This is a genomic window from Turicibacter faecis, from assembly GCF_037076425.1.
GTDB lineage: Bacteria > Bacillota_I > Bacilli_A > MOL361 > Turicibacteraceae > Turicibacter > Turicibacter faecis.
In genome coordinates, this window is sequence record NZ_AP028127.1 from 670787 (window position 1) to 697163 (window position 26377).

23 protein-coding genes and 1 other RNA gene are annotated in these 26377 nt (G+C 36.9%); 17 read left to right on the forward strand and 7 right to left on the reverse strand.

Annotation, left to right across the window (positions count from 1 at the left end; all coding sequences use genetic code 11):
* Positions 1–5: 5 nt before the first annotated feature.
* On the reverse strand, positions 6–878 hold the full coding sequence (locus AACH31_RS03210) for a YitT family protein (RefSeq protein WP_161832652.1): 873 nt from the start codon (positions 876–878) through the stop codon (positions 6–8).
* Positions 879–1370: 492 nt separating this feature from the next.
* On the opposite strand from AACH31_RS03210, the gene dapB reads away from it, so the two are divergent.
* The 5 genes from dapB to nth all read left to right on the forward strand — a co-directional run bounded on the left by dapB (position 1371) and on the right by nth (position 5160).
* Entirely contained in the window at positions 1371–2081 is a 711-nt protein-coding gene (gene dapB / locus AACH31_RS03215) for a 4-hydroxy-tetrahydrodipicolinate reductase (RefSeq protein ID WP_161832653.1), read from the forward strand.
* Positions 2082–2179: 98 nt separating this feature from the next.
* The gene (locus AACH31_RS03220; protein ID WP_161832654.1) at positions 2180–3337 is read left to right on the forward strand and encodes a CCA tRNA nucleotidyltransferase; all 1158 of its coding nucleotides are present in this window, start codon (positions 2180–2182) and stop codon (positions 3335–3337) included.
* A complete protein-coding gene (locus AACH31_RS03225) occupies positions 3330–3806 on the forward strand; it encodes a hypothetical protein (protein WP_161832655.1) in 477 nt (158 codons plus the stop codon). Before AACH31_RS03220 ends, AACH31_RS03225 begins: the two co-directional genes overlap by 8 nt.
* A gap of 11 nt (positions 3807–3817) precedes the next feature.
* A complete protein-coding gene (locus AACH31_RS03230; RefSeq protein WP_262950435.1) occupies positions 3818–4492 on the forward strand; it encodes a DnaD domain-containing protein in 675 nt (224 codons plus the stop codon).
* 17 nt (positions 4493–4509) lie between these two features.
* Complete coding sequence (gene nth / locus AACH31_RS03235; RefSeq protein WP_161832657.1) at positions 4510–5160, forward strand: endonuclease III; 651 nt, start codon at positions 4510–4512, stop codon at positions 5158–5160.
* 45 nt (positions 5161–5205) lie between these two features.
* Here nth and AACH31_RS03240 read toward each other — a convergent pair whose 3' ends face one another.
* The 4 genes from AACH31_RS03240 to recU form a co-directional block, all read right to left on the reverse strand.
* Complete coding sequence (locus tag AACH31_RS03240) at positions 5206–6096, reverse strand: IS3 family transposase (protein WP_161832944.1); 891 nt, start codon at positions 6094–6096, stop codon at positions 5206–5208.
* Positions 6051–6584, reverse strand: coding sequence for a helix-turn-helix domain-containing protein (locus AACH31_RS03245; protein WP_338617908.1), 534 nt, complete (start codon positions 6582–6584; stop codon positions 6051–6053). Before AACH31_RS03245 ends, AACH31_RS03240 begins: the two co-directional genes overlap by 46 nt.
* An 82-nt stretch (positions 6585–6666) precedes the next feature.
* Positions 6667–9720, reverse strand: a complete 3054-nt coding sequence (locus AACH31_RS03250; RefSeq protein WP_262953847.1) for a PBP1A family penicillin-binding protein — start codon at positions 9718–9720, stop codon at positions 6667–6669.
* A 21-nt stretch (positions 9721–9741) separates the two neighbouring features.
* Positions 9742–10326 carry a Holliday junction resolvase RecU gene (gene recU, locus AACH31_RS03255; protein WP_161832659.1) on the reverse strand — a complete coding sequence of 195 codons (585 nt, stop codon included), beginning with the start codon at positions 10324–10326 and terminating at the stop codon, positions 9742–9744.
* Between the two features lie 158 nt (positions 10327–10484).
* On the opposite strand from recU, the gene rnpB reads away from it, so the two are divergent.
* From rnpB to recA, 4 genes are all read left to right on the forward strand, one after another.
* Positions 10485–10863, forward strand: an RNA gene (gene rnpB / locus AACH31_RS03260) — RNase P RNA component class B.
* Positions 10864–11120: 257 nt separating this feature from the next.
* Positions 11121–11987 carry a helix-turn-helix domain-containing protein gene (locus AACH31_RS03265; protein ID WP_161832660.1) on the forward strand — a complete coding sequence of 289 codons (867 nt, stop codon included), beginning with the start codon at positions 11121–11123 and terminating at the stop codon, positions 11985–11987.
* An 8-nt stretch (positions 11988–11995) separates the two neighbouring features.
* Positions 11996–12577 (forward strand): CDP-diacylglycerol--glycerol-3-phosphate 3-phosphatidyltransferase, encoded by a 582-nt coding sequence (gene pgsA / locus AACH31_RS03270; protein ID WP_161832661.1) that lies wholly within the window; start codon positions 11996–11998, stop codon positions 12575–12577.
* 153 nt (positions 12578–12730) lie between these two features.
* Positions 12731–13753 carry a recombinase RecA gene (gene recA, locus AACH31_RS03275; RefSeq protein ID WP_161832662.1) on the forward strand — a complete coding sequence of 341 codons (1023 nt, stop codon included), beginning with the start codon at positions 12731–12733 and terminating at the stop codon, positions 13751–13753.
* 137 nt (positions 13754–13890) lie between these two features.
* Here the strand turns inward: recA and AACH31_RS03280 are convergent, their stop codons facing one another.
* Positions 13891–14646, reverse strand: a complete 756-nt coding sequence (locus tag AACH31_RS03280; protein ID WP_338617909.1) for an ISL3 family transposase — start codon at positions 14644–14646, stop codon at positions 13891–13893.
* 11 nt (positions 14647–14657) lie between these two features.
* Entirely contained in the window at positions 14658–15227 is a 570-nt protein-coding gene (locus tag AACH31_RS03285) for a transposase family protein (RefSeq protein ID WP_338617910.1), read from the reverse strand.
* A gap of 338 nt (positions 15228–15565) precedes the next feature.
* Between AACH31_RS03285 and rny the strand changes: the two genes are divergently transcribed.
* From rny to mutL, 8 genes are all read left to right on the forward strand, one after another.
* Positions 15566–17119 (forward strand): ribonuclease Y, encoded by a 1554-nt coding sequence (rny, locus tag AACH31_RS03290; RefSeq protein WP_161831941.1) that lies wholly within the window; start codon positions 15566–15568, stop codon positions 17117–17119.
* A 332-nt stretch (positions 17120–17451) separates the two neighbouring features.
* Positions 17452–18243: a TIGR00282 family metallophosphoesterase gene (locus AACH31_RS03295; protein ID WP_161831942.1), complete on the forward strand. Its 792-nt coding sequence runs from the start codon at positions 17452–17454 to the stop codon at positions 18241–18243.
* A 91-nt stretch (positions 18244–18334) separates the two neighbouring features.
* Entirely contained in the window at positions 18335–18598 is a 264-nt protein-coding gene (locus AACH31_RS03300) for a stage V sporulation protein S (protein ID WP_006785428.1), read from the forward strand.
* A gap of 170 nt (positions 18599–18768) precedes the next feature.
* Entirely contained in the window at positions 18769–20277 is a 1509-nt protein-coding gene (gene miaB / locus AACH31_RS03305) for a tRNA (N6-isopentenyl adenosine(37)-C2)-methylthiotransferase MiaB (RefSeq protein ID WP_262953651.1), read from the forward strand.
* Positions 20261–20611: a YlbF family regulator gene (locus tag AACH31_RS03310; protein WP_161831944.1), complete on the forward strand. Its 351-nt coding sequence runs from the start codon at positions 20261–20263 to the stop codon at positions 20609–20611. The genes miaB and AACH31_RS03310 overlap by 17 nt, the downstream gene beginning before the upstream one ends.
* Positions 20612–20758: 147 nt before the next feature.
* Complete coding sequence (gene cotE, locus AACH31_RS03315; RefSeq protein ID WP_161831945.1) at positions 20759–21301, forward strand: outer spore coat protein CotE; 543 nt, start codon at positions 20759–20761, stop codon at positions 21299–21301.
* 410 nt (positions 21302–21711) lie between these two features.
* Positions 21712–24444 carry a DNA mismatch repair protein MutS gene (gene mutS / locus AACH31_RS03320; protein WP_262953652.1) on the forward strand — a complete coding sequence of 911 codons (2733 nt, stop codon included), beginning with the start codon at positions 21712–21714 and terminating at the stop codon, positions 24442–24444.
* 7 nt (positions 24445–24451) lie between these two features.
* Positions 24452–26374: a DNA mismatch repair endonuclease MutL gene (gene mutL / locus AACH31_RS03325; protein WP_262953653.1), complete on the forward strand. Its 1923-nt coding sequence runs from the start codon at positions 24452–24454 to the stop codon at positions 26372–26374.
* The last annotated feature ends 3 nt before the right edge of the window (positions 26375–26377 follow it).

Genomic DNA, 26377 nt, shown 5'->3' on the forward strand with positions numbered 1-26377 from the left:
CATGATTAGTCAAGGTAAGGCAATCCATTGGCATCGAAGGTAAATCCTTCTCCAAGTGTTTCATAAACATGGCTCACACTCACAAAGGCCTGAGGATCAATGGTATAAATTATTTCTTTGAGTGAATTGAGCTCACGCTTATTAATAATTGTTAAAATAATTGTTTTTTCGGTTTTATTGTAAGAACCCATTCCATGAATAAAAGTAGCTCCTCGAGACATTTTTTGATGGATGGCATCGGCAATATCTTGGTAGGCATCTGAGATAATGAGGACTTTATGTCCCGCTTGAAATCCTTCTTGAAAGCGTTCGATAATTTTTGAGGCGATATAAAGCCCAAGAATGGTATAAATAGCGTTGGTAAATGATAGAAAGATAACTAATGAAATCCCGATGACAATAGCGTCAAAGGTAAACATCGTGCGCGCCATTGGAATCCCTAATTTATCTTTTATAATTTTGGCTATAATATCGACTCCTCCCGTGGTTCCCCCAGCGTTAAAAATAATGCCAAGCCCTGTCCCAATTAGAACCCCCATTCCTATTGAGGCGATAATCATATCGTTGGGTAGTGGGGGAATAATATGCCCTAATGATTCAAATAGGCTTAAGAAGAGAGAGAGCATACATGTTCCATAAATGGTTAACCAAAAACCACGTTTTGTAAATTGACGGTAGCCAATAATGAGCATTGGAATATTTAGTAGAAGATTGCTAACTCCAGTACTAATTCCAAATAAATGATAAAGAATAATTGTAATTCCAGTAAATCCCCCTTCGGCCATTTGATTGACAATGGCGAAATTAACGACTCCTAATGCCATGAGTGCTGTTCCAATCGTAATAAAAAATAGTTGTTTTAAGAGTTTGAATGACATGTGAGCGACCCCTCCTTGAATGAATAATTTAATGATTATTATAGCAAAATTTTCTAAAATATACAATTATCGTGATTTTTAGGTCAAGGAATTTGACAATTTTTTGACGAATAGACGTGATATGGCCCAATAGACCTTAAAGATAAAGGACCTTATGTTGGCTACACAGCCGGGGGTGGTTGCAGAAGTTAAGTTTAAAAAAGAGGGCAAAGTTCGGTGAAATGAACTTCGTTTTTAAGCAGATAAATGTGTGGTCTCGTGTTAGTAAGGGGGGTGTAGTAAGCCCATCTAGTGTTGAATAATCCTTTGGTTTACGGCGAGGTTGTGTATTGAGTGGCAAATAGGAGGTGCGCTTTATTTTAGTCAGCTTATCCTTTGGATGTGGCACAACGGTTTATACGGGAATTAATATTTTTTCTTAACAACGGATGAAGTTATCACACTTTTTATGATTTGCAATACAATAAAATAGGCAAATAAAGGAGTGATAAGATGAAAAGAGTTGTTGTCGGTGGATTAGAGGGAAGAATGGGAAGTTTTCTCGTTGAGGCATTGAAAGTTGAGGAAGATATTACGTTAGTTGCCGGTGTGAGTGAAGTGGAGTGTCTAGAAGGGGAAACCCCTATTTATAACGATATAGATAAGGTCCTTGCAGAGGTGGATTTTGATGTTTATATTGATTTTACGGTTTATACCTTTGCAAAGGAAGCGGCAGAAAAGATGTTAAAGGCTGGAAAATCTATTGTTATCGGAACGACGGGCTTTAACAAAGAAGATGTAGATTATTTGAAAGAAGTGGCGAAGGAGTATGGTGGAAGGGGGGTTATTGCGCCTAACTTTTCTGTCGGTGCGATTTTAATTAATAAATTTACGGAGATTTGTTCGCATTACTTTGATAACTTTGAGATTGTGGAGTATCACCATGTGAATAAGAAGGATCAGCCTTCAGGAACGGCAACCTACATTGCAAATACCCTTGATTGTGCATTAAAACGTAAATTAGCTTCTACGCATGTTCATAGTGTACGTATGCCTGGTGTCTTGGCAAAACATCAAGTTTTGGTAAGTGATGAATATCAAACGCTTGAGTTGATTCATCAGTCGAATAGTCGTCATTCATTTGAAAAGGGAATTATTTTAGCTATTCGTAAAGTTGGTGAATTGGACGAACTTGTTTATGGATTACAACATTTATTAGATTAAACCTTCCGAGCGAAGGTTTTTTTATGATAAAAAGTTGATTATAAGCTTTAATCTTCAGTATAATAAGAAGAGTATAAATTTGAGATGGAGTGTGTGTCATGGACTTGTTAGCAGCTGGTACGAGTGTTTTAGAAACGTTGAATGGGGCGGGATATGAGGCCTATTTTGTTGGAGGAATGGTTCGGGATCGGTTAATCGGACGTCCAATCTACGATGTTGATATTACGACCTCTGCCACGCCTGATACGGTCATGTCATTATTTGATAAAACAATAGCAACTGGTTTGCAACATGGGACAGTCACAGTGATGATCGGGAAGATCCCCGTTGAGGTCACAACGTTCCGAGTGGAAAGCCACTATATTGATTATCGCCGTCCGAAGGAAGTGCGTTTTACTCGCTCATTAGATGAGGATTTGAGACGTCGCGACTTCACGATTAATGCCATTGCGATGGACCGAGAAGGTCAGCTCCTAGATCCCATTGGAGGGCGAGAGGATCTTGAAAAATCGTTAATTGTCTGCGTAGGGAAACCAACTGAGCGGTTTCAAGAGGACCCTTTAAGAATTTTACGTGGAATACGCTTTGTTTCTAAGCTTGGTTTTTCATTAGAAGCTGAAACATTAGCTGCAATGATTGAAACGAAAGAATTATTACAACAGATTTCCATGGAAAGAGTTAAAAAGGAACTAGAAGGCATGGTGAAAGGGGACTTTTTTCAAAAGGCGATGAATGATGCCTATGAAATGGATTTAATGTCAGTCATCCCGTTTTTTAATGGCTTAAATAAATATCGACAACGTTGCTATGAAGCAATCACACATCCTATTATATTGTTTGCATTGGCTGGATTAACATGCGATAATTTAGCTGAATATTTAGCGGCCTGGCCTTTTTCACGGGTAGAACGCAAATGTATTGAGGTATTATGTCATGCCCTGAATCAGGAGGTAGACCCTACTTATTTTACTTATTTATATGGGGAAGAGTGGGCAAGGTTTTACCATCAAATGAAATTATTTATCCATCAGGAAAACGTTCCGTATCAGGTGGTTGATTTACCGATTAGTGATCGCCGCGAATTGTTGATTAGTGGAAAGGTGATTGCTGAGGTGATTCAGCGTCCGAAGGGACCGTGGATTCAGGAACTATTAAGGAAAATAGAGTATTTAGTTGTAATGAATCAATTGAAAAATGAGAAAGAAACGTTAATTCAGTATATAAAGAATGAGATGGAGGAAGCTGATGATGAATAAAAAAAATAAGTGGTTAAAAAGAGCTGTCCTTTTAATTGTTGTTTTGCTTGCGATAGGTGTGATTTCGTTTGCTTCGTATGTTTTACAATATGATAAACAGTTACTGACCTATCAGGAGTCCTTATCTAAGCTACCGGAAGTTAAAAAGGTATTAGAAATATCGCAATATAACGGCGAAGAGCAGTATTATGTCGCGAAGGTTCAGTTGACATCAGGTAAGGATTATTATTATTTTATTAAAGATAATACCGTTAAGTTAAGCTGTGAGACGAAGGATTTAATGACGAAAAAGCAAGTAGAGGAAAAAGTAGCGAATGTTATCGATCAGGGTGTGATTAAACATTACTATTTAGGTGTTTATGGTGAGACACCGATTTATGAAGTTCTTGTGACGAATGATAAAGGTGATTTTTATGTCATTTTAGATGCGAAAACATCAGAGGTATTATTACAATTTAAGGCGAAATAGGAGCGGTTGTGGTGTACGGATTATGGAAAGATAATTTACTTGATTTTAATACGTTATTATTAACAACTTATAAAGAATTAGGATTGAACGAGCAGGAGTATGTGTTGTTAGTGTTGCTCGCTCGCTTACTAAAAACAAATCCTTCGGGCTGGACGTTTAGTGATATTTCAACACATATGACGATTGATGAGGCAAATTGCTCGGTGTTATTTATTAATCTTGTTGAAAGACAGTATATTACAGTGAGTAGTAAAATGGATGAGCGAGGGAAGCGGTTTGAGGAATACTCGATTGCCCCTCTGTTTGAAAAGATAGAGACGTTATTAAGACAACAAAAGACGCAAGCTACATCTACCCAACGTGAAGAAATTTTTAGTATGATTGAACAGGAGTTTGGGATTTTAAGCCCGTTAGACATTGAAACCATTCATCTTTGGATGACAGAGGATAATTTTGACCCGGAGTTAATTAAGCTAGCTATTCGGGAAATGAATTCTTATCAAATTAAATCAATCCGTTATATTGATAAAATTTTGCTGGATTGGAAGAAAAAAAATATTAAAACAGTAGAAGAGGCTAAACGACAATTAATCGCCTTTCGTCAACGTAAGCAATCATCGATGACGACAGAAACTCAAACGGTTTCTGTTGATCCCAATTTTTATTATGATTGGATGAACGAGTAAAGCTAAAGGAGTATATTATGGTATCGAAGAAAAAAGCAGCAGAAATGATAGATGTGATGGAAGAATTATTTCCAGATGCCCATTGTGAGTTGAATTTTACGAATGAATTTGAATTGGTCCTTGCTGTGTTACTATCAGCTCAAACGACGGATAAAAGTGTAAATAAACTAACGGCGCAATTATTTCAAAAATATAAGACACCTGAAGATTATTTAGAGGTGACGCTTGAAGAGCTTGAACAGGATTTAAGGACGATTGGGCTTTATCGAAGTAAAGCAAAAAATATTCAGGCGTTATGTCGTTTGTTAATTGAGGAATATCAAGGCGTTGTCCCGCATATATTTGAAGAGTTGGTAAAGTTACCGGGTGTGGGGAGAAAGACGGCTAATGTTGTACTATCTGTTGGTTTTAATGTTCCACGAATAGCGGTGGATACACATGTGGAACGGGTATCAAAGCGATTGGGATTCGCCAAAGCGGATGATACGGTATTAGAGGTGGAACATAAATTGATGAAGTTAATTAAAGAGGATCGTTGGTCTAAGTCACACCATTTAATGATCTTCTTTGGCAGATATCATTGTACGGCCAAAAATCCTAAATGTGAAACCTGCCCACTCTTTACAAATTGTAAGGAAGGGAAGAAATTAATAAAGAAGGCAAAATAAAAAGGACTCCATGAATGTAGTGAACCCCAAAAGTTGAACTTAATATTATGCAGCTAATTGGCTGGTACGAATTCGGTATTTGACTGGACTCATACCAGCCAATTTTCTTTTAATTCGTTTATGATTATAGTAGTAGATATAGTTTTCAATGGCTTCTTTTAACTCCTCATAGGTTTTAAATGTCTTTCCATAGTACATTTCTTGTTTAAGGATTCCAAAGAAGTTTTCCATCGGTGAATTATCTAGACAATTTCCTTTTCGTGACATACTTTGAAAAATTTTATGTGTTTTTAATGCTTTAACCCATTTTTGATGTTGATACTGCCAACCTTGATCGGAATGAAGGGTTATTCTATATTTTGCTTGTTTGAGAATAGGTAGGACCTGATTCAGAGATTCCATGACAAAATTCAAGTCAGGTTTATGGCTCATTGAATAGGACAAAATTTCACCGGTTGCCATGTCCATGATTGGGCTTAAATATAATTTCTTTCCTTCCTGCGTTTTAAACTCAGTCACATCTGTTGTCAATTTCTGATACGGATAAGGGGTATTAAATCGGCGGTTAATTCGATTCTTAGCCACTGTTCCAACAGTTCCTTTATACGAACGATATTTACGTGATTTATGACTAAACTTAACGCAAATAATTCCACGCTTTTTCATCAGACGATAGACTTTCTTATGGTTAACCCGATGACCTCGATGATGAAGCTCATCTGTGATTCGACGATAACCATAATTCTCATCATTTTCTTTAAAAATGCTTAAAATAAGATTTTCAAGTTCTTGATCTGGATTCTCTTGCGCCATCTTTTTAACCCAATAATGATAGGTTGATTTAGGAAATTTTGTGACCTTTAAAATATCACTTAATTTAAAATTAGCCGTTAATTCTTGGATGATTCTTGTCTCGATTTGATTCTTTGGTTCCATGGCGTAATCCCATGGGCGTGACACTTTTTTAAGTATTCATTCTCAATTCTGAGTAATTTAATTTCTTCTTCTAATTGTTGTTCACGTGTTAAAGTTTTCGGTTGTTTAGATGCTTTTAATTTTGGCATAGGGCTTTGAGACCCTCCTTTCGGTTTAAGTAATGCCTCTACACCGCCTTTTAGAAACGTTGCATTCCAATTCGCAATCGTTCCTATATCTGATATTCCAAAATGAATAGCAGTTTGGCTATATGAAGCACCTGTTGTCTTGATATAGTTTAATACATTTAATTTAAATTCTCCAGTATATACTTGTTTTTCTTTTGGTTGTAATCCGTTTTTTCCTTCTTGTTTATACTGTCTAACCCATGTTTCAATTTGTGATTGACTTGGAATCTGATATTTCTTAGCAAGCGATCGATAACCTAAAGTCCCTTGTAAATATTCATTAACAATCCTTAATTTGAATTCTGGACTATATTTAGCCATAGAAAAAACACCCCTAACGTTAGATTTTTTAGTCTAACATTTGGGGTGCACATCAGAAAGGAATCCTTTTTATTTTATTTAATTAGTCTGTTGAGTCATCATTTTCAGGAAATCCTAGAATGCCTGAGTTCTCATCATCTGGAAGGTCATCAGGTGACTGATCGGGTGATTGGTCAGGTCCAGTACTTGGTGGCGGCGTTGTTGAATCATTGCCTTTAGGTCCTTTTGAAATAGTAATGGTTAAGGTTGAACCTGGGGAAATAGCCGATCCAATTCCAGGATTTGAACCAATATAAGCTCCTTTTGGTAATGTTGCATGGAATTCTTCTTTAATTGAGACATTGACTGAATTTAATGAAGCCCACGCTTGATACTGACTAATGAAATCAGACTCATTTTTAAAGTTTGGTACAACTAATTGAGCCGACGCGATGACAACACTTAATGTTTCACCTGGGAAAATTGTACCTGTTGCCGGAGAGGTTGAAAGAACAAGACCGGCATCTACTTCATTTGATGCTGTTTCCGAGTAAGAAACATTAACTCCATTTGTTGATGCCCATTCTTCAACTTGTTGTTTTGTCCAACCTTTCATATTAGGGATGGTCACAGGTTTTGAGCAATTTTCACAGTTGATTGTAATAGAATTAGAGTTTTCACTTGTTAGGGCACCTGAATTTTCGTAACGTGCACGAATGTAGAAATCCTTGTAGCGTGCCATATCACCAATTGAAACATTATCAATTGTTAAGGCATTACTTGTGGTTGAACCTAGTAAGACTTCACTACCAGCGTAATCTCGTGCATAAACATCATAAACTGTTGCTCCGATAATCTGAATTTGTTTTAGCATCATGCGCAGTTCAGATTCGGTTGGATTTAATTTAGGCATCTGACTAATATTCGTTGCCTTTGTTGCTAAACTTGCGGCGTTAGCAATCTGAGAAGTGATTTCAGAGGTTGAAAGTGTATATCCTTTGATATGGTCCCATGAAAACTGAAGAGCTGAACCTGTATAAGAACCTGCAAAGTTTTTAGGGGTACTTAATTGTTGGAAACGAGTAGATGTTCCCTTAGGTCCATGTCCTTTAATAAATAACTCAGATGAAATATATTGACTTGGTGTAAATTTCGATGGCGATTGTACTTCACCGTCTTTATCACCACTTTCTTGCTCGATTGAATGGGATTGAATGCTGCTTGGACGCTTAGGTTCCTCATATCCTGCAGGATTTAAGTACTTCATCAATGTGTTGAAGACATACCATGGTTTAGATTGTGAGGATTGTGTAATGTATCCGTCTTTATTTTCATTAAATCCTGTCCAAATAGCGGCAGTATAGTAATTAGAATAACCAACAAACCATGAATCGCGAATGGCATTGTCAGGATATCCATATTTTGAACGTTCAGATGGATCAAGGTTTGTTGTTCCTGTTTTTCCAGATAAGTACATGCTACCGACATTAGCTGTTGTTCCTGTTCCCTCAGTCATAACGGTATGTAGCATATCTGTTAGTAAATAGGCTGTTTCCTCACTGATTGCACGATGAGATTCTTGGTCTGCCTTAATGACAGTTCCATCATTTGTAATAATTTTTTCAACTGTAATCGGCTCGTTATAGATTCCACCATTTCCAAATGTTGCATAGGCCGCTGCCATTTGAAGAGGCGAGTATCCTGTTGAAGCTCCACCGATGGCCATTGATTCATATAATGTTTCTTCATCGTTAAACTCAAATCCTAAGTTTTCAGCAAAGGCTTGAACATCTTTTGCTCCTACAGCATTAAAGGCTTTTACGGCAGGAACGTTTAATGATTTGTTAAGGGCATAACGGATTGTCATACGCCCTTGATATTCATGGTTATAGTTATGGACAATACGTCCACTTCCATCTTGATAGGTATATAATTCATCATCAAGTGTTGTCCCAGATCCCCATTTTAAATATTCGATCGCCGGTCCATATGCGAAGATGGGTTTAGCGGTTGAACCCGGTTGACGTTTTAATTGTGTCGCAAAGTTAACTCCACGCTCTACGCCTTCTTCATTAACGCCACCACCAATCGCACGAACTTGTCCGGTTTGGGTATCCATAAAAACAATTCCTGATTGAACATCTGTTGACTTAGCTAATCCAGTTGCCGACCAATCAACATACTTGTTAGAGTTTTGGATATCGTAAACAAGTGATTGCGCCTCAGGGTCTAAAGTCGTGTAGATTTGAAGACCAGAGTAAGGGTCTAAATCATATTTGTTTTCGATTTCATTTAAGACGGCATCAATGAATGACTGATACTTCGTATTATCGAATTCATCTGATTTATGATAAACGAGCATATCAGTAATCGGTTCAGCAGCAGCGAGATTTGCTAAGTCTTTTGTGATATAACCGTGCTTAACCATTAATTTTAAAACGATATCGCGACGTTTTTCTGCCGAATCGGCATAGCGGTCAGGACGGTAATTTTCAGGTGCCTGTACAAGCCCTGCCAATGTTGCGGCTTGAGAAAGGGTTAAATCATTTGCTGTTGTCCCAAAATAGTATTCTGCCGCTTTTTGAATCCCATTGATTCCACCCCCGAAAGGTGAATAATTTAAATAGGCTTCAATGATTTGTTCTTTTGTTAGTTGTTTTTCAATTTTAATAGCTAGGTATAATTCTTTGATTTTACGATCAATACTTTTTTCACTTGTTAAGTGTGTTTGCTTAATTAGCTGTTGTGTTAATGTACTTGCACCTTGATCAAAATCACCCGATTGAAGGTTTCCGATGAGGGCGACTAGGAAACGTTGCCAATCGGCACCTGAATGCTCATAGAATTTTGAATCCTCTGTTGCAATAATTGCATCAATTAACACAGGAGAGATATCTTGGTAGGAAACCCATTCACGCTTTTGGATTCCGAGCTCATCGATAATATTTCCGTCCTTATCATAAATGATTGTTGATTCTGTTGCATAAATTTTTGATACATCGAGTTCAGGAGCTGTCTCAATTGTTTTTATGAGAATAAAACTCCCGATCATCATGGCAGCAATTCCCCCTAGCAGCCCCACTAATATAAAGGATTTAAATATAGTCCCAATTGCTTGGAGCAGGGTGAAGGAAAATTTACCTTTGTTTTTCTTCATCTAAGTCACCACCTTATAGTATTATAAGAAAAGTTCTTCAACTACTTTTAAGTAATCAATTCGTGGAAAAGCTCCTTCAGGAATCATCGTTCCATATTGCGCAAATTCTTTCCGAGAAATAGAACGTCTACTACCTAATTTATATTCTTGCCAAAACGTTGCAAGGTTTTCACACGGTAGTAGATAAATTTCATTAAATTTTGCAAATTTTACGAGTAAAAAAGTTATCCCCCCATTTTTATTGACGGCCATCATATGATTTACTTGATGCTCGTGTAAATTCTGTAAAGGAAAGAGAGTAGCGTTTAAAGTTTCCTTGGCTTCAAAATCAATGTATTTCCCTTTAAAGACTCCATTGAAGTCTGTTGTAGAGGGCGTTCTAAAGTATGCCTCTGTAATGACAGCTGCTGCACGTTTAGGGTAATGAACTTTAACAATTTGAACAGGAGTCGGCTTTTTATGAATAACCGCCTTATTGGCTGCCAAATAATGTTCATTTGATTTTGTTAAATCATCTTCAAAAGACATTCCGCGCTTTCCAAATGAAATTGTTTTTTCGCTCGTACTCTTAAGTGTTGGTTTCTTTTTATGAGGATAATTTACCACAGAATTATACACCTCCTAACTCTATATCTTATCAAATAATAGGTAAAAAAGCTAATCTTTAATCAGATTTCATGTTTAATTCATACAATTTATAGACGTATTGTATTATTTTTACATTTGACAATTTCGTCTGTTTTTGACATAATGAATGTTATATAGCAATTGGGTAATTGCGCTGTCCTTTTGGATGGTGAGGAAAGTCCATGCTCGCACAATCTGAGATGATTGTAGTGTTCGTGCCTAACGAAACAATAAGTTAGGGCAGTTAATCATTAACTGACGGCTGGGAACGTACCTAAGTCTTTAGATAGGGTATTATTACCTTTAAAAGTGCCACAGTGACGATGTCGTTTGGAAACAAACGAAGTGGAACGGGTAAACCCCACGAGCGAGAAACCCAAATTTGGTAGGGGCACTCCTAAAGCAGAAATGAATGCATATGGGAGGTAAAGTGAAAACTTTACAGACAGATAATTACCGCCTGAGTACGAGGAGGCATCCGCTTGAGTACAACGGTACAGAACATGGCTTATAGATTGCTATTCATGTAAAAAGCACAACAATTAGTTGTGTTTTTTTTATTAATAAAATAGAGGGTTTATGTATGAATCGATGAATTTAACTAAACCTATGAAAAGGATTAAAGTTTAAACAGGGTCATCTGATGAACTGTTGGATAGAGAAAATAAACCATTCTTTACAAAAAAATACCTATATTTACTTTTTTATTAAATATAGGTATGCTATTATTAGTTTAGTTTGCTTATAAAAGGATGTTTGTGGGAGGTGCCAAGATGGATTTTTCAAATAAAGAAAGCAATCAACAATTAGCTGATTATTTGCGAGAACAACGACAAAATCAAAACCTTGACCTAGAAGAAGTATCTGCTAAAATTGGTGTTCCAATTCAGCATTTAAAAAGTATTGAGCAAGGTGATTTTGAACGATTTGATTCGTTTTATTTGAAAATGTATATTAAAAAGTATGCAACATATTTATCGTTGAATGTTGGGGAGTTGTATCAACAATTTTACGGAAATCAAATTCAAAAAGAGGTTGAGGTAAAAATTCATAAGCAACAGGTTGAAAGAAGAAATCAAAACCTAGGACGGATTGCGGGGGTTATTTGCGGTATTTTAGTCATCGGGCTAGGCATTTTTTATGTCGTTGATATGGTTAAAAGTGCAGAGCCGAAAGAGGATAAAAATATTGTAATTAATAATCCAAATTCTTCAACGTTACTTGAGGCTGAGAAGAAGGAAGATAAAGATCTCAGTGAAGAGAAACCATCAAAACAGGATGAAGCTCCTAAGGCTGAGGAACCTGTTGTGAATGAAACGGTGGATATAAAATTAATTTCTCAACAAAATAAAGAACTTGTTTTTGATGTGACAACCAAAAAAACTGAGGTAGATTTAAAGTTAGAATTTACCGCATCTTGTTGGTTGAGTATGACGCTAGGAACGCAGAATCTAATTCCAGGGGAAACGTATCAAGCGGGTGGAGTATTTGAGCATAAAGTAACGAATGATCAGTTTGGAACGTTAGAACTGAATGTCGGGGATGCAACAGCAGTTCGTGTTTTAGTTGATAATCAACCGCTTGAATTTCAACCATCAAGTCCGCATCAATATATAAAAATTAATCTGAAAACTGAGTAGGTGTGAGTATGAACTTAGCAAATAAGTTAACATTGTTACGTATTATTTTAATTCCATTTTTTATTGTGTGTTTCTATATTCCAAGTTTAATTGTCAACACAGTAGCTGTTAATAATTATTTAATTCCCTATGCGAACCTTTTAGGGTTAATTATCTTTTTATTAGCTGCAATTACTGATTTTATTGACGGTTATGTGGCGCGAAAATATAATATGATTACTGATTTTGGAAAATTTATGGACCCGTTAGCGGATAAACTATTAGTAACAGCAGCTCTTTTAGTTTTACTAGAAAATGGTTTGATTTCAGGATGGGTTGTCTTTGTTATTTTAGCTCGTGAGTTTATTGTAACAGGATTTAGAACCATTGCAGCTTCAAAAGGTGTTGTTATTGCAGCGGGATGGCTAGGGAAGATTAAAACGGTTGTTCAATTTATGATGATTTCCACTTTATTGTTATTAAATTATCCATTTGAGATTTTCAACTGGCCGGTGGATCGAATTTTCATTGCATTAGCTGTTGTCTTAACAGTTGCCTCAGGTGTTGAATATATCTACAAAAATTTACATATTTTCGATGAAGCGAAGTAAGATAGAACAAAAAAGCGAACAAGTTTTCGCTTTTTTGTTGCTTTTAGAGAAAAATTAGTTTATTATTAAAATAAATTAAAGGAATTTAGACCTAAAATGGGTATGTTAAAAGTAGATAGAAAAAATAAAACAGGATCTAGGAGGATATAGTTGATGAGTAATAATCGTGAAGCTGCGCTTATGCAAGCGTTGAAAAGTATTGAAAAGCAATACGGTAAAGGATCTGTCATGAAGTTAGGAGAAAAAACGGATACTCGAATAGAGGTTATTTCGTCGGGATCTTTAGCGTTAGACTCGGCCTTAGGTGTTGGTGGTTATCCTCGTGGACGTGTCATTGAAATTTATGGTCCAGAGAGTTCTGGTAAAACAACTTTTGCATTACATGCGATTGCAGAAGTACAAAAATCAGGTGGAACGGCAGCTTTTATTGATGCAGAGCATGCCCTTGATCCAGCTTATGCGGCAAAATTAGGTGTAGATACAGACGAGTTACTTGTTTCCCAACCAGATACTGGGGAACAGGCGTTAGAAATTGCCGAGGCTTTAGTTCGAAGTGGAGCTATTGATATTTTAGTTGTCGATTCAGTAGCGGCATTAGTTCCACGTGCGGAAATTGAAGGGGAGATGGGTGATTCGCATGTTGGATTACAGGCTCGCCTTATGTCACAGGCTTTACGTAAATTATCTGGAGCAATTAATACGACAAAGACAATTGCAATCTTTATTAACCAAATTCGTGAGAAAGTTGGAATTATGTTTGGTAACCCAGAAGTTACACCAGGTGGAAGAGCGTTAAAGTTCTATTCAACAATTAGACTTGAGGTGCGACGCGGTGAGGCGATTAAGCTTGGAACAGATATCGTCGGAAATGTTGCTAAGATTAAAGTTGTAAAAAATAAGGTAGCTCCTCCATTTAAAACAGTTGAGGTTGATGTGATGTACGGTGAAGGGGTATCTAAACAAGGTGAGATTCTCGATTTAGCGGTTGATTATAATATCATTGAAAAAAGCGGTTCTTGGTATTCTTATCGAGGAGAAAAGATGGGACAAGGACGTGAAAATGCTAAATTATTCCTTAAAGAAAATCCATTCATTATGGAAGAAATTGCAGACCTTATTCGAGCAGAATTGAATATTCCTACATCAGGACATGAGGAAATCATGATTGAGGAATAATAAAAAAGAGATAAATGAGTTGGGTAGACTCGTTTATCTCTTTTTCTATTGAAATTTACAGGGATTTATTGGCTCTTTGTCAAATCGTGTGGGTGAATAAAATCTATACATGTAATCAAGAGGAATTAGGCCATTCTTTAGACGGCTTGGTTCCTCTTCTTTTTTTGTTCAAAAGTGTATTTATGAATAATCAAAATTCTTGCTTTGAAATGGTAGAAACTACGGTATCCGAAGGCAATACGTTTAATGACTTTAATGTTATTGTTAATTCCTTCGAGTACTCCATTGGTATAAGGAGTTTCGATAGTATTTTTGACATAATCTTGATAATGAGTGAGTGTTTTTAAAGCTGTTTTCATTTCGTGTGAAAGCAGGTCAGAGGGGTGTTGAATGGCATGATGAAATATTTCAAGGTTACGAAGTTTAATAGCCTGTTGGACAGTTTGGTAGAAATCATAAGTCTCCTTTAGTTCAGGGTCTAGGGCTAATAAAAAGTCAATAATTTCTTGTTGAGAGATCATCTTTTTGAAGCAGTTGGAATAGAAGTAATGAGTGGCATTAAGATCTTCTTGGGCTTTTAAGAGAAGTCGCCAATAATGTTTGAATTTATTATAAAACTCTTTATTTTGATTCATGAAACGAATGCGTGTTTTATTAAGAGCACGAGAGACTAGTTGAACGATATGAAATTTATCTAAAACAATCTTAGCCTTAGGGAATACCTCTTTAATGAGTGTCATATAAGGGGCGTACATGTCAATGACGACGTGGGTTACACCTTCACGAGCTGCTTTAGAAAATCGCATAAAGTAAGTCCTTAGTGTACTTAAGCGACGGTCTTCAACGATATCAATTAGCTTTCCATTGGACGCATCACAAAAAATGAAGGACATTGCTCCGTTCCCTACCAATGGAGGATACATGCTTCGCATGGCAGGTGACCCTCGGCCGATTTAACCGACTTAAACTCGTCAAAACAAAGAACTTTTGGGAGAGAATTAAAGGGAAGCGGCTGTTCTTCATAGGAAGAATGAATGACGCGGTTAACGGTTGAATGAGAAACGTTAAGCTCACGTGCAATATCTGTTTCGGATTTCTTATGACTAGCTTCTAAAAAGATGGCTTGTTTTACGGGAGTGGAAATAAAACAATTAGGGTTAACAAGAGATGTTTCTAGGGTAAATGTTCGGACACAATGACGGCATTTATAACGTTGTTTTTTTAAGTCTAGATAAGCATCAAATCCGGAAATTTTGACTAGCTTAATACGTGAAGTTTTGAAGCCGTGTTTAATGATATTTGAGTCAAAAGAATGACCACAGTGGTAGCAATGAGTCGGTTGAAAAGAAAGAGTTCCCAAAATAAGTTTAGAACGAACATTCTTAATCTGAGTTTCGTGGATACAATTTTTTGAAAAAGTAATATTTTTATCTTTTAAATCAAGTAAAGTTGAGATACAATTAGTGTGAGACATAAACCCAATCCTTTCGTGTTGTTTTAGCCGATTACATTGTATAGGATTTTGGGGACTATGTCTCTTTTTTTGTCTTAATATTTATGGCAATCAAAAAGGTGTGAGTAATCCCACCCACACCAAATATTATAGAACCTTTATTTTTTCTTGAACAACTCCTTCACCAATTTTTGGTGTTAGTTTTGGTTAGATTGGGGTGGAATTCTTGACATGTTATTACAATAATATTAAAATAAAGAATGTAGTATTATATCATAATGCTAATTATCTTAAAACTATAGAGCCGTTAAATAGATCTATGGCGGATAATCGTATATCAAATAATTGGAGGTGGACTTATGTCACAAATTATCATCTCCATTTTGCTAGTAGGGATAGGGTTAGTTATTGGGTATTTTATGAGAAAAAAGGTGTATGAGGCTGAGTTAGAGAGAGCACAACAAACAGCTGCACATATTATCTCAAAATCTGAAAAAGAAGCGGAATCAAAGAAAAAAGAGGCACTTTTAGAAACAAAAGAAGAGGTCCAACGACTTAAAGTTGGTGCAGAACGTGACATTAAGGAGAAGAAGACGGAACTTGTACGCTTAGAGGAACGTTTAGTCCAGAGAGAGGAAACTATTGATCGCCGTATTTTGAATTTAGAGAAGCGTGAAATGGCACTTGAAAAGAAAGATGAAGCCATCGCTGAAAAACAACTCGAACTAAAAGAACTAGAAAGCAAAGTGGAAGAAACTTTAGAAGGGCAACGACAAAAGTTAATTGAAATCTCGGGATTAACCATGGATGAAGCCCGTGACATTATTTTTAAACAAGTTGAGGATGAGATGTCTCACGAGGTTGCGAAGTATATTAAAGAAGAGGAAGAGAAGGCGCGATTAGAAGCCGATAAAAAGGCGAAGGAATTAATTGTATTAGCCATTCAGAAATATGCTTCGGAACAGACAAGTGATTATAGTGTAAATGTTGTTAATTTACCTAGTGATGAAATGAAGGGACGTATTATTGGACGTGAGGGACGCAATATTCGTACGATTGAATCGTTAACAGGTGTGGATTTAATTATAGACGATACGCCAGAAGCGGTCGTTTTATCATGCTTTGATCCAATCCGACGTGAAATTGCTCGTATTACACTTGAGACCTTAGTTCAAGATGGGCGAATTCATCCAGCTCGAATTGAGGAAATCGTTGAAAAGACTCGTCGTGAAGTTGACTTGCGCATTCGCGAATATGGAGAAAATGCTGTATTTGAAGTTGGAATTGGTAAAGTTCATCCAGACTTGATGAAAATTTTAGGTCGACTTAATTACCGTACAAGTTATGGGCAAAATGTATTAAAGCACTCAATGGAGGTTGCATTTTTAGCTGGAATAATTGCTGCGGAGTTAGGGGAAGATGTTAAGTTAGCTAAACGAGCAGGATTATTGCACGATATTGGAAAAGCTGTTGACCATGAAGTTGAAGGTAGTCACGTTGAGATTGGAATAGAGTTAGCGACGCGTTATCGCGAACATCCAGTTGTCATCGATGGAATTGCATCGCATCATGGGGATCGTGAACCTCAAAGTTTAATTGCTGTCATTGTGGCAGCAGCCGATACATTATCTGCTGCTAGACCTGGAGCAAGAAGTGAATCATTAGAAAATTATGTGAAACGTTTGGAACAACTTGAAAACATTGCATGCCGTTTCGAAGGTGTTGAGAAGGCGTTTGCTATTCAAGCAGGACGTGAAGTTCGTGTCGCTGTTATTCCAGAACAATTAGATGATGTTCAAGCTCACCAAGTAGCTCGTGATATTCGTCAAACGATTGAAAATGAATTAGAATACCCTGGAAATATTAAAATAACAGTAATTCGTGAAACACGTGCTGTTGAAACCGCAAGATAACGAATAGGTATTAAATGGTGTAAGAGCTATTAATGGGGATTCATTAATAGCTCTTTACTATGTGTAAGGAAAGAATCATTTACGGTGTGTGTCTTAATCCTCGTTAGGCACACCCTAGTTAAAGAGATGTACCGATATTGGGATTTTTACTAGATGAACAGGGGACGCGGTGAACTTTAGATGATGTGGTGTCTTTTACGACCTCATGACGATGGGTTAAGATAGGGCTTTAAAATGTGGAAAGTAGCACGGGCTATTTAGAGAAATAAAAGAGTTTAACGAGTGATAGATCATTAACAACGAGTGAATTGACGACTAGAAAGGCGGATAACATGAAAATTTTATTTATTGGAGATATTTATGGATCGTTGGGACGAGAAATGATTAAGGAGAAACTACCTAAAATTAAGGAGAAATACAAACCTCATTTTATTATTGCTAATGGTGAGAATATTTGTCATGGAAAAGGGATTAATGAAAAGTACTATAAATTCTTACTTGAACAAGGGGTTAATGTTATTACGCTTGGAAATCATACATGGGATAATCGTTCGGTCTTTGATTTTATTGACGATACAGATAAATTGATTCGTCCGGCTAATTTTCCAGATTCTAACCCGGGTAAGGGGTTAACTTTTGTTAAGTTTAATGCCTACGAGGTAGCGGTAATTTCTATTCAGGGGCGTACTTTTATGCCGATGAGTAATTGTCCATTTGAAAAGGTAGATAAGTTGATTGAAGAGGCTAAAAAGCGCACGAATATTATATTTGTTGATTTTCATGCAGAGGCAACAAGTGAAAAGGTAGCGATGGGGTATTTTTTAGATGGACGTGCTAGTGCCGTTGTCGGGACGCATACCCATGTGCCAACGGCAGATGAGCGAGTTTTAGCTAAAGGAACGGCCTATATTACGGACGTTGGAATGACTGGACCTTTAGACGGAGTAATTGGGGTTGAACGTGAAAATGTTATTAATAAGTTTATAACAGGGCTTCCTATTCGTTTCAATGCTCTTGAACAAGGAGCGGCACAACTAAATGCTGTCTTAGTAGATATTAACGAAAAGACTGGGAAAGCTACTGCAATTGAGCGTATCAATTTGAAAAAAGAATCTGCTTTTTAAAAAGTAGTCATTTAATTACTTTAAAGTAGTCATTTAATTGTTTTTGCGTGCATAGAATGTCTGTGTAAAACAAAAACAGAGGGGGACTACTATGGAAGTATTAAAAGTATCATCAAAATCAAATCCAAATTCAGTTGCGGGAGCATTAGCTAATGCATTTCGTGAGAGAGGGCTTGTTGAAATTCAAGCAATTGGGGCAGGAGCATTAAATCAAGCAGTGAAGGCTATTGCTATCGCTCGAGGATATGTAGCTCCAACAGGTAAAGATTTAATTTGTATTCCAGCGTTTACGGATATCTTAATTGATGGAGAAGAACGCACGGCGATTAAATTAATTGTGGAATCACGCCAGTAGCGAAAAAGCTAGTACCTTATGAGGTGCTAGCTTTTTTTTATGTGTCAAAACGGGTGGTTTACATTAGTTGATTATTTGATAGGATGTAATGTATAATAGACAAAGTGACTCAGGTTTTGTCACATAGCGAATGAAGTTGATGAATAAATCTTTAAATATAGGTGATAAAAATGAACGAACAACAAAAGGAATTATCGTTACAAGCAAATACGCAAAAAGGGGAAAAGGACTATAGCCGTTATTTTCAACGTCCAAGCATTAAAGATGCTCGTAAGCGTAGTCGTGAACAGGCACATGTCCACCGTGATTTTGCCATTGAAGAATCAATTAAAAACATTGGACAAGGGAAAAAGTATTTAATTCAAACTTATGGATGTCAGATGAACGAACATGATTCTGAGGCTATTATTGGAATTGCAGAGGAGTTAGGATATACAAAGGCTAACTCTCATGAAGAGGCGGATTTAATTATTTTAAATACGTGTGCCATCCGTGAAAATGCTGAGAACCGTGTTTTTGGTGAGTTAGGGCGTTTAAAACCATTAAAACGAACAAATCCGGATTTAATATTAGGAGTTTGCGGATGTATGTCGCAAGAAGAAAAAGTCGTGAACCAAATCATGGAGAAACATCAACATGTCGATCTTGTTTTTGGAACACACAATATCTACCGCTTACCAGAATATATCCATAATGCCTTAATGGGGAAAGAGCGTGTCATTGAAGTGTGGTCTCAAGAAGGGGAAATCATTGAGAATATGCCACGTACTCGTCAAGGGCATACTAAGGCATGGGTAAATATTATGTATGGTTGCGATGAGTTCTGTACATACTGTATCGTTCCTTACACACGCGGTAAAGAACGAAGCCGCTTACCAGAGGATATCATTGCTGAGATTAAGCACTTAGCGGAAGAAGGATATCAAGAAGTAACCTTACTTGGACAAAATGTTAATGCCTATGGGAAAGACTTTAAAGACCATGAATACACATTTGGTGATTTATTAAATGACTTACATGAAATTGACATTCCACGTATTCGTTTTACGACATCTCATCCACGTGATTTTGATGAAAAGACGATTAATGCATTAGCAAAACGTGGAAACTTAATGGAACACATTCATTTACCTGTTCAGTCAGGAAATAATGAAGTGTTAAAACGTATGAACCGTAAATATACACGTGAGATGTACTTACAATTAGTACGCGACTTAAAAGCAGCTATTCCAGGGGTATCAATTACAACGGATATTATTGTTGGGTTCCCTGGGGAAACAGAAGAACAATTCCAAGAGACTTTATCATTAGTTGAAGAAGTAGGTTATGAAGGGGCCTTTACATTTATTTTCTCACCACGTGAAGGAACACCTGCTGCGAAAATGGAGGATAATGTTTCTGAAGCTGAGAAAAAGGATCGTTTAAACCGTTTAAATGAGGCTATTAACCGAGGATTCCGTGCAGGAAATAAACGATTCGAAGGTCAAATTGTAGAAGTTTTAGTTGAGGGAACAAGCAAAAACGATGATACAATGTTAGCAGGTTACACTCGTCATAATAAACTCGTTAACTTCAAAGGTGATGAGAAAAAGATTGGTCAAGTTGTTAAGGTTAAAATTACAGAGGCTAAAACATGGCACTTAACTGGGGAAATGGTATCGGATGATAGTATTAACTAATTTACCGTCTTTTGAGCGCTTGAGTGAAAAATTAGCGAATGATCCTGTGATTGAGCGATATGTTATGCTAACTAAAAAAGTTCATCAAAATAAAAAACTACTCGCCATGTATGACGAGTATATAAAGAAACAAAAGGAAGTTATAAAGTTTGACCATTATGGAAAATCTAATGCCAAATCTCAAAAAGAGAATGAGTTAAAAGCGTTAGAGGAGGAACTTTATAACCATCCTCTCTTTAATGAATATATTCAAATCCAAATTGAGTTAAATGAACTCTTTTCGACGATGGCTCATATAATACAGTATAAGGTTAATAAACATCTTAGTGAATAGCTAAGATGTTTTTAATTTTAGGATGAATGAGGATAGGAAGTAAGACAAATACACTTTTCCTACGAAAAAGAAAACCTTATAAAATGATTTAATTAAGTATCAAATAGGTGAAGAGCTGAATATAGTATCAGTGAGGAGGTATTCAGGATGAATGATATTCGTGAAATTGTAACAAAAGCCGTGATTGGTAAAGGGAAAAAAAGATTTAAAATCACATCACCTCTTAATGATTTAAGAAGTCCTGCAGATAGTATTTTAGGGTGCTGGATCATTAATCATAAATTTGGAGCTAGAAAATGTGATAATGCTGTTGATGTAAAAGGTATGTATGATATTAACGTATGGTACTCATTTGCGGATAATACGCAAACAGAAGTGGCGCGTCAAACTATTGAATATGATGACCAAGTTAATGTTCATCGTACAATTCGTGATTGTTTATATGAAGGTGATGAAGTCATTGCTAGAACGATTCAACAACCAACTTGTGTGGATGCAAGAATTGAAGATGGTGAAATTGTGGTTGAAGTTGAGTTCGAAATTGTGGTTGAAGTCATCGGGGAAACAAAAATGCGCGTTTCAATCTTAGGACCTGTTGAAAACGATGTTGATACAGATGATGAAGATGATGAAATCGATCAACAAATTAACCCGAACTTTTTGAAAAGTTCACCTTTTAGAGGAGAATAAGGCAGGAATGCCTTATTCTTTTTTTTTTATTTTGAGGAGTTTAGGACAATGATGATTAAAAAAACGTAAAAATGTCCATATATAAGTCTAGATAGGTTTTTTATAGAAAAAACTTGAGCTCAATGAGTAAGGTCCTGTATAGCTTGTCGATTAGATATCAGGTAAGTTTCCTAAAAGGGGAACGGAATGACAGTGATATTTATAGAGGTAGATAAATAGGTATACCGTTTTAGGGCTCGTTTGATAGGGGGAATCGTAAGTTTTTTTTAGTATAAATCGTGTTGATGAGTTTTCTCTGCCTTTTAACCCGTAATGGATGGCGATAAGCAAAATGAATAATTCTTAAAGCTATCGTTTCGACAATTTATGCTATAATATAAGAATGTGTAAAAGAAGAAGGAGTTTTTAGCATGCGCAATAAGAATGAATATACACCGATGATGCAACAATATTTAACGATAAAGGAAAACTATCAAGACGCCTTTGTTTTTTTTAGATTAGGAGATTTTTATGAATTATTTTTTGAGGATGCCCAACTTGCTTCTAAAGAACTAGAAATTGCGTTAACTGGGCGAGAAGCGGGAACGGCGGAGCGCGTCCCTATGTGTGGAGTACCTCATCATTCCGCCGATACTTATATGAACCGCCTCATTGAACGAGGGTATAAGGTTGCCGTTTGTGAACAGGTGGAGGATCCTACGAGTGCGAAGGGTGTTGTTCGTCGAGAGGTCGTTCGATTATTAACCCCTGGAACGGTGATGAATCAAACAGCTTTAAATGAGAAAGAGAATAACTTTATCCTCTCAGTTTTTTCATGTCCAGATGCCTATACGGTGGCATATTGTGATTTATCAACGGGAGAAAATTATGCCATGCGTCTGCCAAAGGAAGACCAGTTATTAGTAGGAGAATTGATTAGTTTAGGGTGTAAAGAAATTGTTGTAGGAGCCGATGTTAATATTCAAATGTTTGATAATTTAAGGGCCCTTAAACACCTTGTTCTATCTATGGAAGAATCGTGTGAAATTCCTATTGAATATCAACTTTTGGCACAGGAAATTAAAGACGAAGGATTAAGAAATGCCTTTGGGCGTTTAATTAATTATTTAACACGGACGCAAAAAGGCGCACTTGGACACTTGCAGCCGATTAGTTTAACAAAAAATGATAGCTATTTAAGCATTGATTATAATTCGCGACGAAATTTAGAGTTGACTGAAACGATTCGTTCGAAAGCACGACAAGGTTCATTACTTTGGTTATTGGATAAAACGAAAACGGCAATGGGGAGCCGACTATTGAAACAATGGATTGAACGTCCGTCTATCGATAAGGGCGTGATCGAAGAACGACTCGATGTGGTTGAAGCTTTTATGAATGATTTTATGTTAAAGGAGGAGCTAAAACAACACCTGGATGAAGTCTACGATTTAGAGCGTGTGTCAGGACGTATTGGTTTTGGAAATGCGAATGCACGAGACCTACTTCAGTTAAATTCATCGCTTTTACAAATTCCAATGATTAAAACGTTATTATCCACATTGCCGATGCCAACGATTCAACAACAATTGGATAAGCTAGAAGATTGTACAGATATAACGTCTGTACTATCGAAGGCGTTGGTCGATAATCCGCCGCTTAGTATTAAAGAAGGTGGGATTATTAAGGAAGGTTATAATGAAACGTTGGATGAATATCGATATATCGTCTCTCACGGAAAAGAATGGATCTTAGCGTTAGAGGCAGCTGAACGTGAGAAAACCGGAATTCGTTCGTTAAAAATCAAGTATAATAAAGTATTTGGTTATTATATTGAAATTAGCAAAGCCAATCTTCATTTAATTCCAGACGATGCTGGATATGAGCGTAAGCAGACGCTTGTGAATGCTGAACGTTTTATTACAAAGGAGTTAAAAGAAAAAGAAAATTTAATTTTAAATGCCGAAGAAAAATCAATCCAGTTAGAATATGAACTGTTTTTAGAATTACGTCAACTCATTAAAAATGATATTCCTAAGATTCAACAGATTGCAAAAATCATGGCATATTTTGATGTTTTACAAGCTTTTGCAACGATTAGTGAAGAAAGTCGATATGTTCGCCCTCAGTTGAATGAAAACCATACTATTGAGGTTAGAGACGGGCGCCATCCTGTGGTTGAACGTGTACTAAAGGATGCGCAATACGTTGAAAATGATTGCATCATGCCCGATGATTTATCTGTGTTATTAATCACGGGACCGAATATGTCGGGGAAATCGACGTATATGCGTCAGATGGCTTTGATTTCTGTTATGGCACAAATGGGGTGCTTTGTTCCGGCCAGCTATGCGAACCTTCCTATTTTTGATCAGATTTTCACTCGCATTGGGGCAGCCGATGACCTAGTTTCGGGACATAGTACGTTTATGGTAGAGATGATGGAAACGAATTATGCGATTGAACACGCGACAAAGAATAGTTTGATTTTATTAGATGAAATTGGACGTGGGACGGCAACCTTTGATGGGATGGCGTTAGCACAGTCAATTATTGAATATGTCCACGATGAAATTGGTGCGAAGACATTATTTTCGACGCATTATCATGAATTAACACAGCTTGAAAAGAAGTGTGCGCATCTAGAAAATCGTCATGTACGTGCTAAGGAGCATGAGGGACAATTAATTTTTATGCATAAGGTGATGGAAGGACCTTCAGATAAAAGTTACGGGATTCATGTGGCGGAAATCGCGAAGTTACCTAAACCACTCATTACGAGAGCGAAAGAGTTATTACACGCCTTAGAACAAGATAAACTATCGATTCATTCTTCGTCTAACATGCAAGATGTTGAGGAAGAAAAATGGAAGATTCAGGATCAAACTGTCAATGGAGATGACGAGGTGAAAGAAGAAGAGTCCGTCGTGAATGACGTGATGCCGAAGGTTGTGGTCCCAAATATTGAACCGGGACAACTTTCTTTATTTGAAAAGGTACAGAGACCGAAAAAAGAGGTTCCTCAAGAAATTTCAATCCCACAACCGCATCCTTATGAAGAGATTATTAAGGAGTTAGAGGCCATCGATTTATATCAATTAACACCGATGCAGGCAATGAATGTCATGTATGAATTAAAAGTGAAAATGAATCAACGAAAGTAGGTAGGTTATGGGGAAAATACAACGAATGAGCGATCAATTAGCTAATATGATTGCAGCGGGAGAAGTTATTGAACGTCCCGCTTCAGTTGTTAAAGAGTTACTCGAAAATGCGATTGATGCTCAGAGTACAAGTATTGAGGTTCATTTACAAGATTCAGGAATACGACAAATTAAGGTTATTGATAATGGTGAGGGAATGAATGAGGAAGATGCCCACCTTGCGTTTGAACGCCATGCGACAAGTAAAATTAAAACGCAATATGATATTTTTAGGATTCAAACTCTCGGCTTTCGAGGGGAAGCCTTACCGTCGATTGCCTCAGTTTCCGATGTTCATGTCAAGACGTCCGATGGGGTGCAAAGTGGCTTACATTTAAATATTAAAGGCGGGAACGTGATCACCTCTAAACCGGGGGTGATGCGTAAGGGAACAGAGATGGAGGTTAACCATTTATTTTTTAATACGCCAGCCCGGCTGAAGCATATTAAATCTTTAAATACGGAGCTGAGCCATATCACCGATTATATGAATAAAATTGCGTTATCTCATCCGAATATTGCATTTAAGTTATTTAATAATCAACGATTGTTATTTCAAACAAATGGACAAAACAATCTGCAAAGCGTGATTGCTAGTGTTTATGGATTTGATATTGCAAAGAAAATGATACCGATTAAAGCTAAAAATGATACGTATGAGATTGAAGGCTTTATTAGTGACCCTATTATTAATCGGGCCTCAAGAAATTACATCACGCTTATTGTGAATGGGCGTGCCATCCGTCATTATCCTATCACGCGTTCCATTTTGGAGGCGTACCATACGTTATTACCTAAAGATAAGTATCCGATTGTTGTCCTCCATTTAACTTTTGATCCAATGCTCGTGGATGTGAATGTCCATCCAGCAAAACTAGAGGTGCGATTTTCACAGGAGGAGTCGTTAAAGTCATTTATTTATACAGAGATTAAAAATGTGTTGCAACAAGTAGAATACATTCCGAATCCATTTGTTAAAGCGATGACAGTTGAACCAGAACCACGATTGATTCAACCGAAACTAGAGGAGTCTGTTCGAGAAGGAGAGCCTTCTTCGCCTATCACCGTCCCAAAATCAAAGACGTCTTCTTATCAAACATCGACGCCATCTGTATCGTATGTTAATAAGAGTGTGATTCGGGATGAGGAGAATGAAAGCAGTGGAGAACCCTTACCAAAATCCGGACACTCATATACTCCGAAGATGGTTGAGGCCAAAGGCGCGCTACCTTCACATCAGGGAAGGATAGAGGAAGAATCAAGGTCGAAGGAGGCGCTTCAAGTTTCTGTTCCAACGAAAACACGTGACCGAAAACTTGAGCTTTATTATATTGGGCAATTGCATGGAACCTATTTATTAGCTCAAAATGAAGAGGGATTGTTTATTGTGGACCAACATGCCGCAATGGAGCGTGTTCAGTATGAAAAAAACTATCAACTTCTCCAAGATGTTAATGGGGATTGTATAGAACTTCTTATTCCAATCGTTTTAAAATATTCATCAGATGAGTTACTGTTGCTAAAGGATCATCTATCTTCTCTTTTAAAGTTTGGATTTGAAATTGAAGAGTTTGGCGGCCAATCGTTAGTTGTCCGGACGGTTCCAGTTTGGGCACAACAACTAGATGTTAAATTAATTGCTGAAACGATTCTTCATCAGGTGATGTTAGATCGTCGAGTTGATATTGGAAAATTACGCGAATCGGTGGCGGTGATGATGAGTTGTAAGGGATCGATTAAAGCCAATCAATATATTAATGAGCATGAGATTAAGGAGCTGCTTCAAAGTCTTTGTTACTGCGAACAGCCTTATACGTGTCCGCATGGTCGTCCGATTATAGTAAAAATGACAAAATATGAAATTGAAAAAATGTTTAAACGGGTAATGTAGGTG

Bases quoted from the DNA above. Each gene is read 5' to 3' on its own strand.
- recA (WP_161832662.1), top strand. From the start codon at position 12,731: ATGAGTAATAATCGTGAAGCTGCGCTTATGCAAGCGTTGAAAAGTATT.
- pgsA (WP_161832661.1), top strand. From the start codon at position 11,996: ATGAACTTAGCAAATAAGTTAACATTGTTACGTATTATTTTAATTCCA.
- AACH31_RS03225 (WP_161832655.1), top strand. From the start codon at position 3,330: ATGAATAAAAAAAATAAGTGGTTAAAAAGAGCTGTCCTTTTAATTGTT.
- AACH31_RS03310 (WP_161831944.1), top strand. From the start codon at position 20,261: ATGATAGTATTAACTAATTTACCGTCTTTTGAGCGCTTGAGTGAAAAA.
- AACH31_RS03240 (WP_161832944.1), bottom strand. From the start codon at position 6,096: ATGGAACCAAAGAATCAAATCGAGACAAGAATCATCCAAGAATTAACG.
- AACH31_RS03300 (WP_006785428.1), top strand. From the start codon at position 18,335: ATGGAAGTATTAAAAGTATCATCAAAATCAAATCCAAATTCAGTTGCG.
- AACH31_RS03265 (WP_161832660.1), top strand. From the start codon at position 11,121: ATGGATTTTTCAAATAAAGAAAGCAATCAACAATTAGCTGATTATTTG.
- AACH31_RS03210 (WP_161832652.1), bottom strand. From the start codon at position 878: ATGTCATTCAAACTCTTAAAACAACTATTTTTTATTACGATTGGAACA.
- miaB (WP_262953651.1), top strand. From the start codon at position 18,769: ATGAACGAACAACAAAAGGAATTATCGTTACAAGCAAATACGCAAAAA.
- AACH31_RS03285 (WP_338617910.1), bottom strand. From the start codon at position 15,227: ATGTCTCACACTAATTGTATCTCAACTTTACTTGATTTAAAAGATAAA.
- mutS (WP_262953652.1), top strand. From the start codon at position 21,712: ATGCGCAATAAGAATGAATATACACCGATGATGCAACAATATTTAACG.
- mutL (WP_262953653.1), top strand. From the start codon at position 24,452: ATGGGGAAAATACAACGAATGAGCGATCAATTAGCTAATATGATTGCA.
- cotE (WP_161831945.1), top strand. From the start codon at position 20,759: ATGAATGATATTCGTGAAATTGTAACAAAAGCCGTGATTGGTAAAGGG.
- AACH31_RS03250 (WP_262953847.1), bottom strand. From the start codon at position 9,720: ATGAAGAAAAACAAAGGTAAATTTTCCTTCACCCTGCTCCAAGCAATT.
- AACH31_RS03220 (WP_161832654.1), top strand. From the start codon at position 2,180: ATGGACTTGTTAGCAGCTGGTACGAGTGTTTTAGAAACGTTGAATGGG.
- AACH31_RS03245 (WP_338617908.1), bottom strand. From the start codon at position 6,584: ATGGCTAAATATAGTCCAGAATTCAAATTAAGGATTGTTAATGAATAT.
- dapB (WP_161832653.1), top strand. From the start codon at position 1,371: ATGAAAAGAGTTGTTGTCGGTGGATTAGAGGGAAGAATGGGAAGTTTT.
- rny (WP_161831941.1), top strand. From the start codon at position 15,566: ATGTCACAAATTATCATCTCCATTTTGCTAGTAGGGATAGGGTTAGTT.
- AACH31_RS03280 (WP_338617909.1), bottom strand. From the start codon at position 14,646: ATGTCCTTCATTTTTTGTGATGCGTCCAATGGAAAGCTAATTGATATC.
- nth (WP_161832657.1), top strand. From the start codon at position 4,510: ATGGTATCGAAGAAAAAAGCAGCAGAAATGATAGATGTGATGGAAGAA.
- AACH31_RS03295 (WP_161831942.1), top strand. From the start codon at position 17,452: ATGAAAATTTTATTTATTGGAGATATTTATGGATCGTTGGGACGAGAA.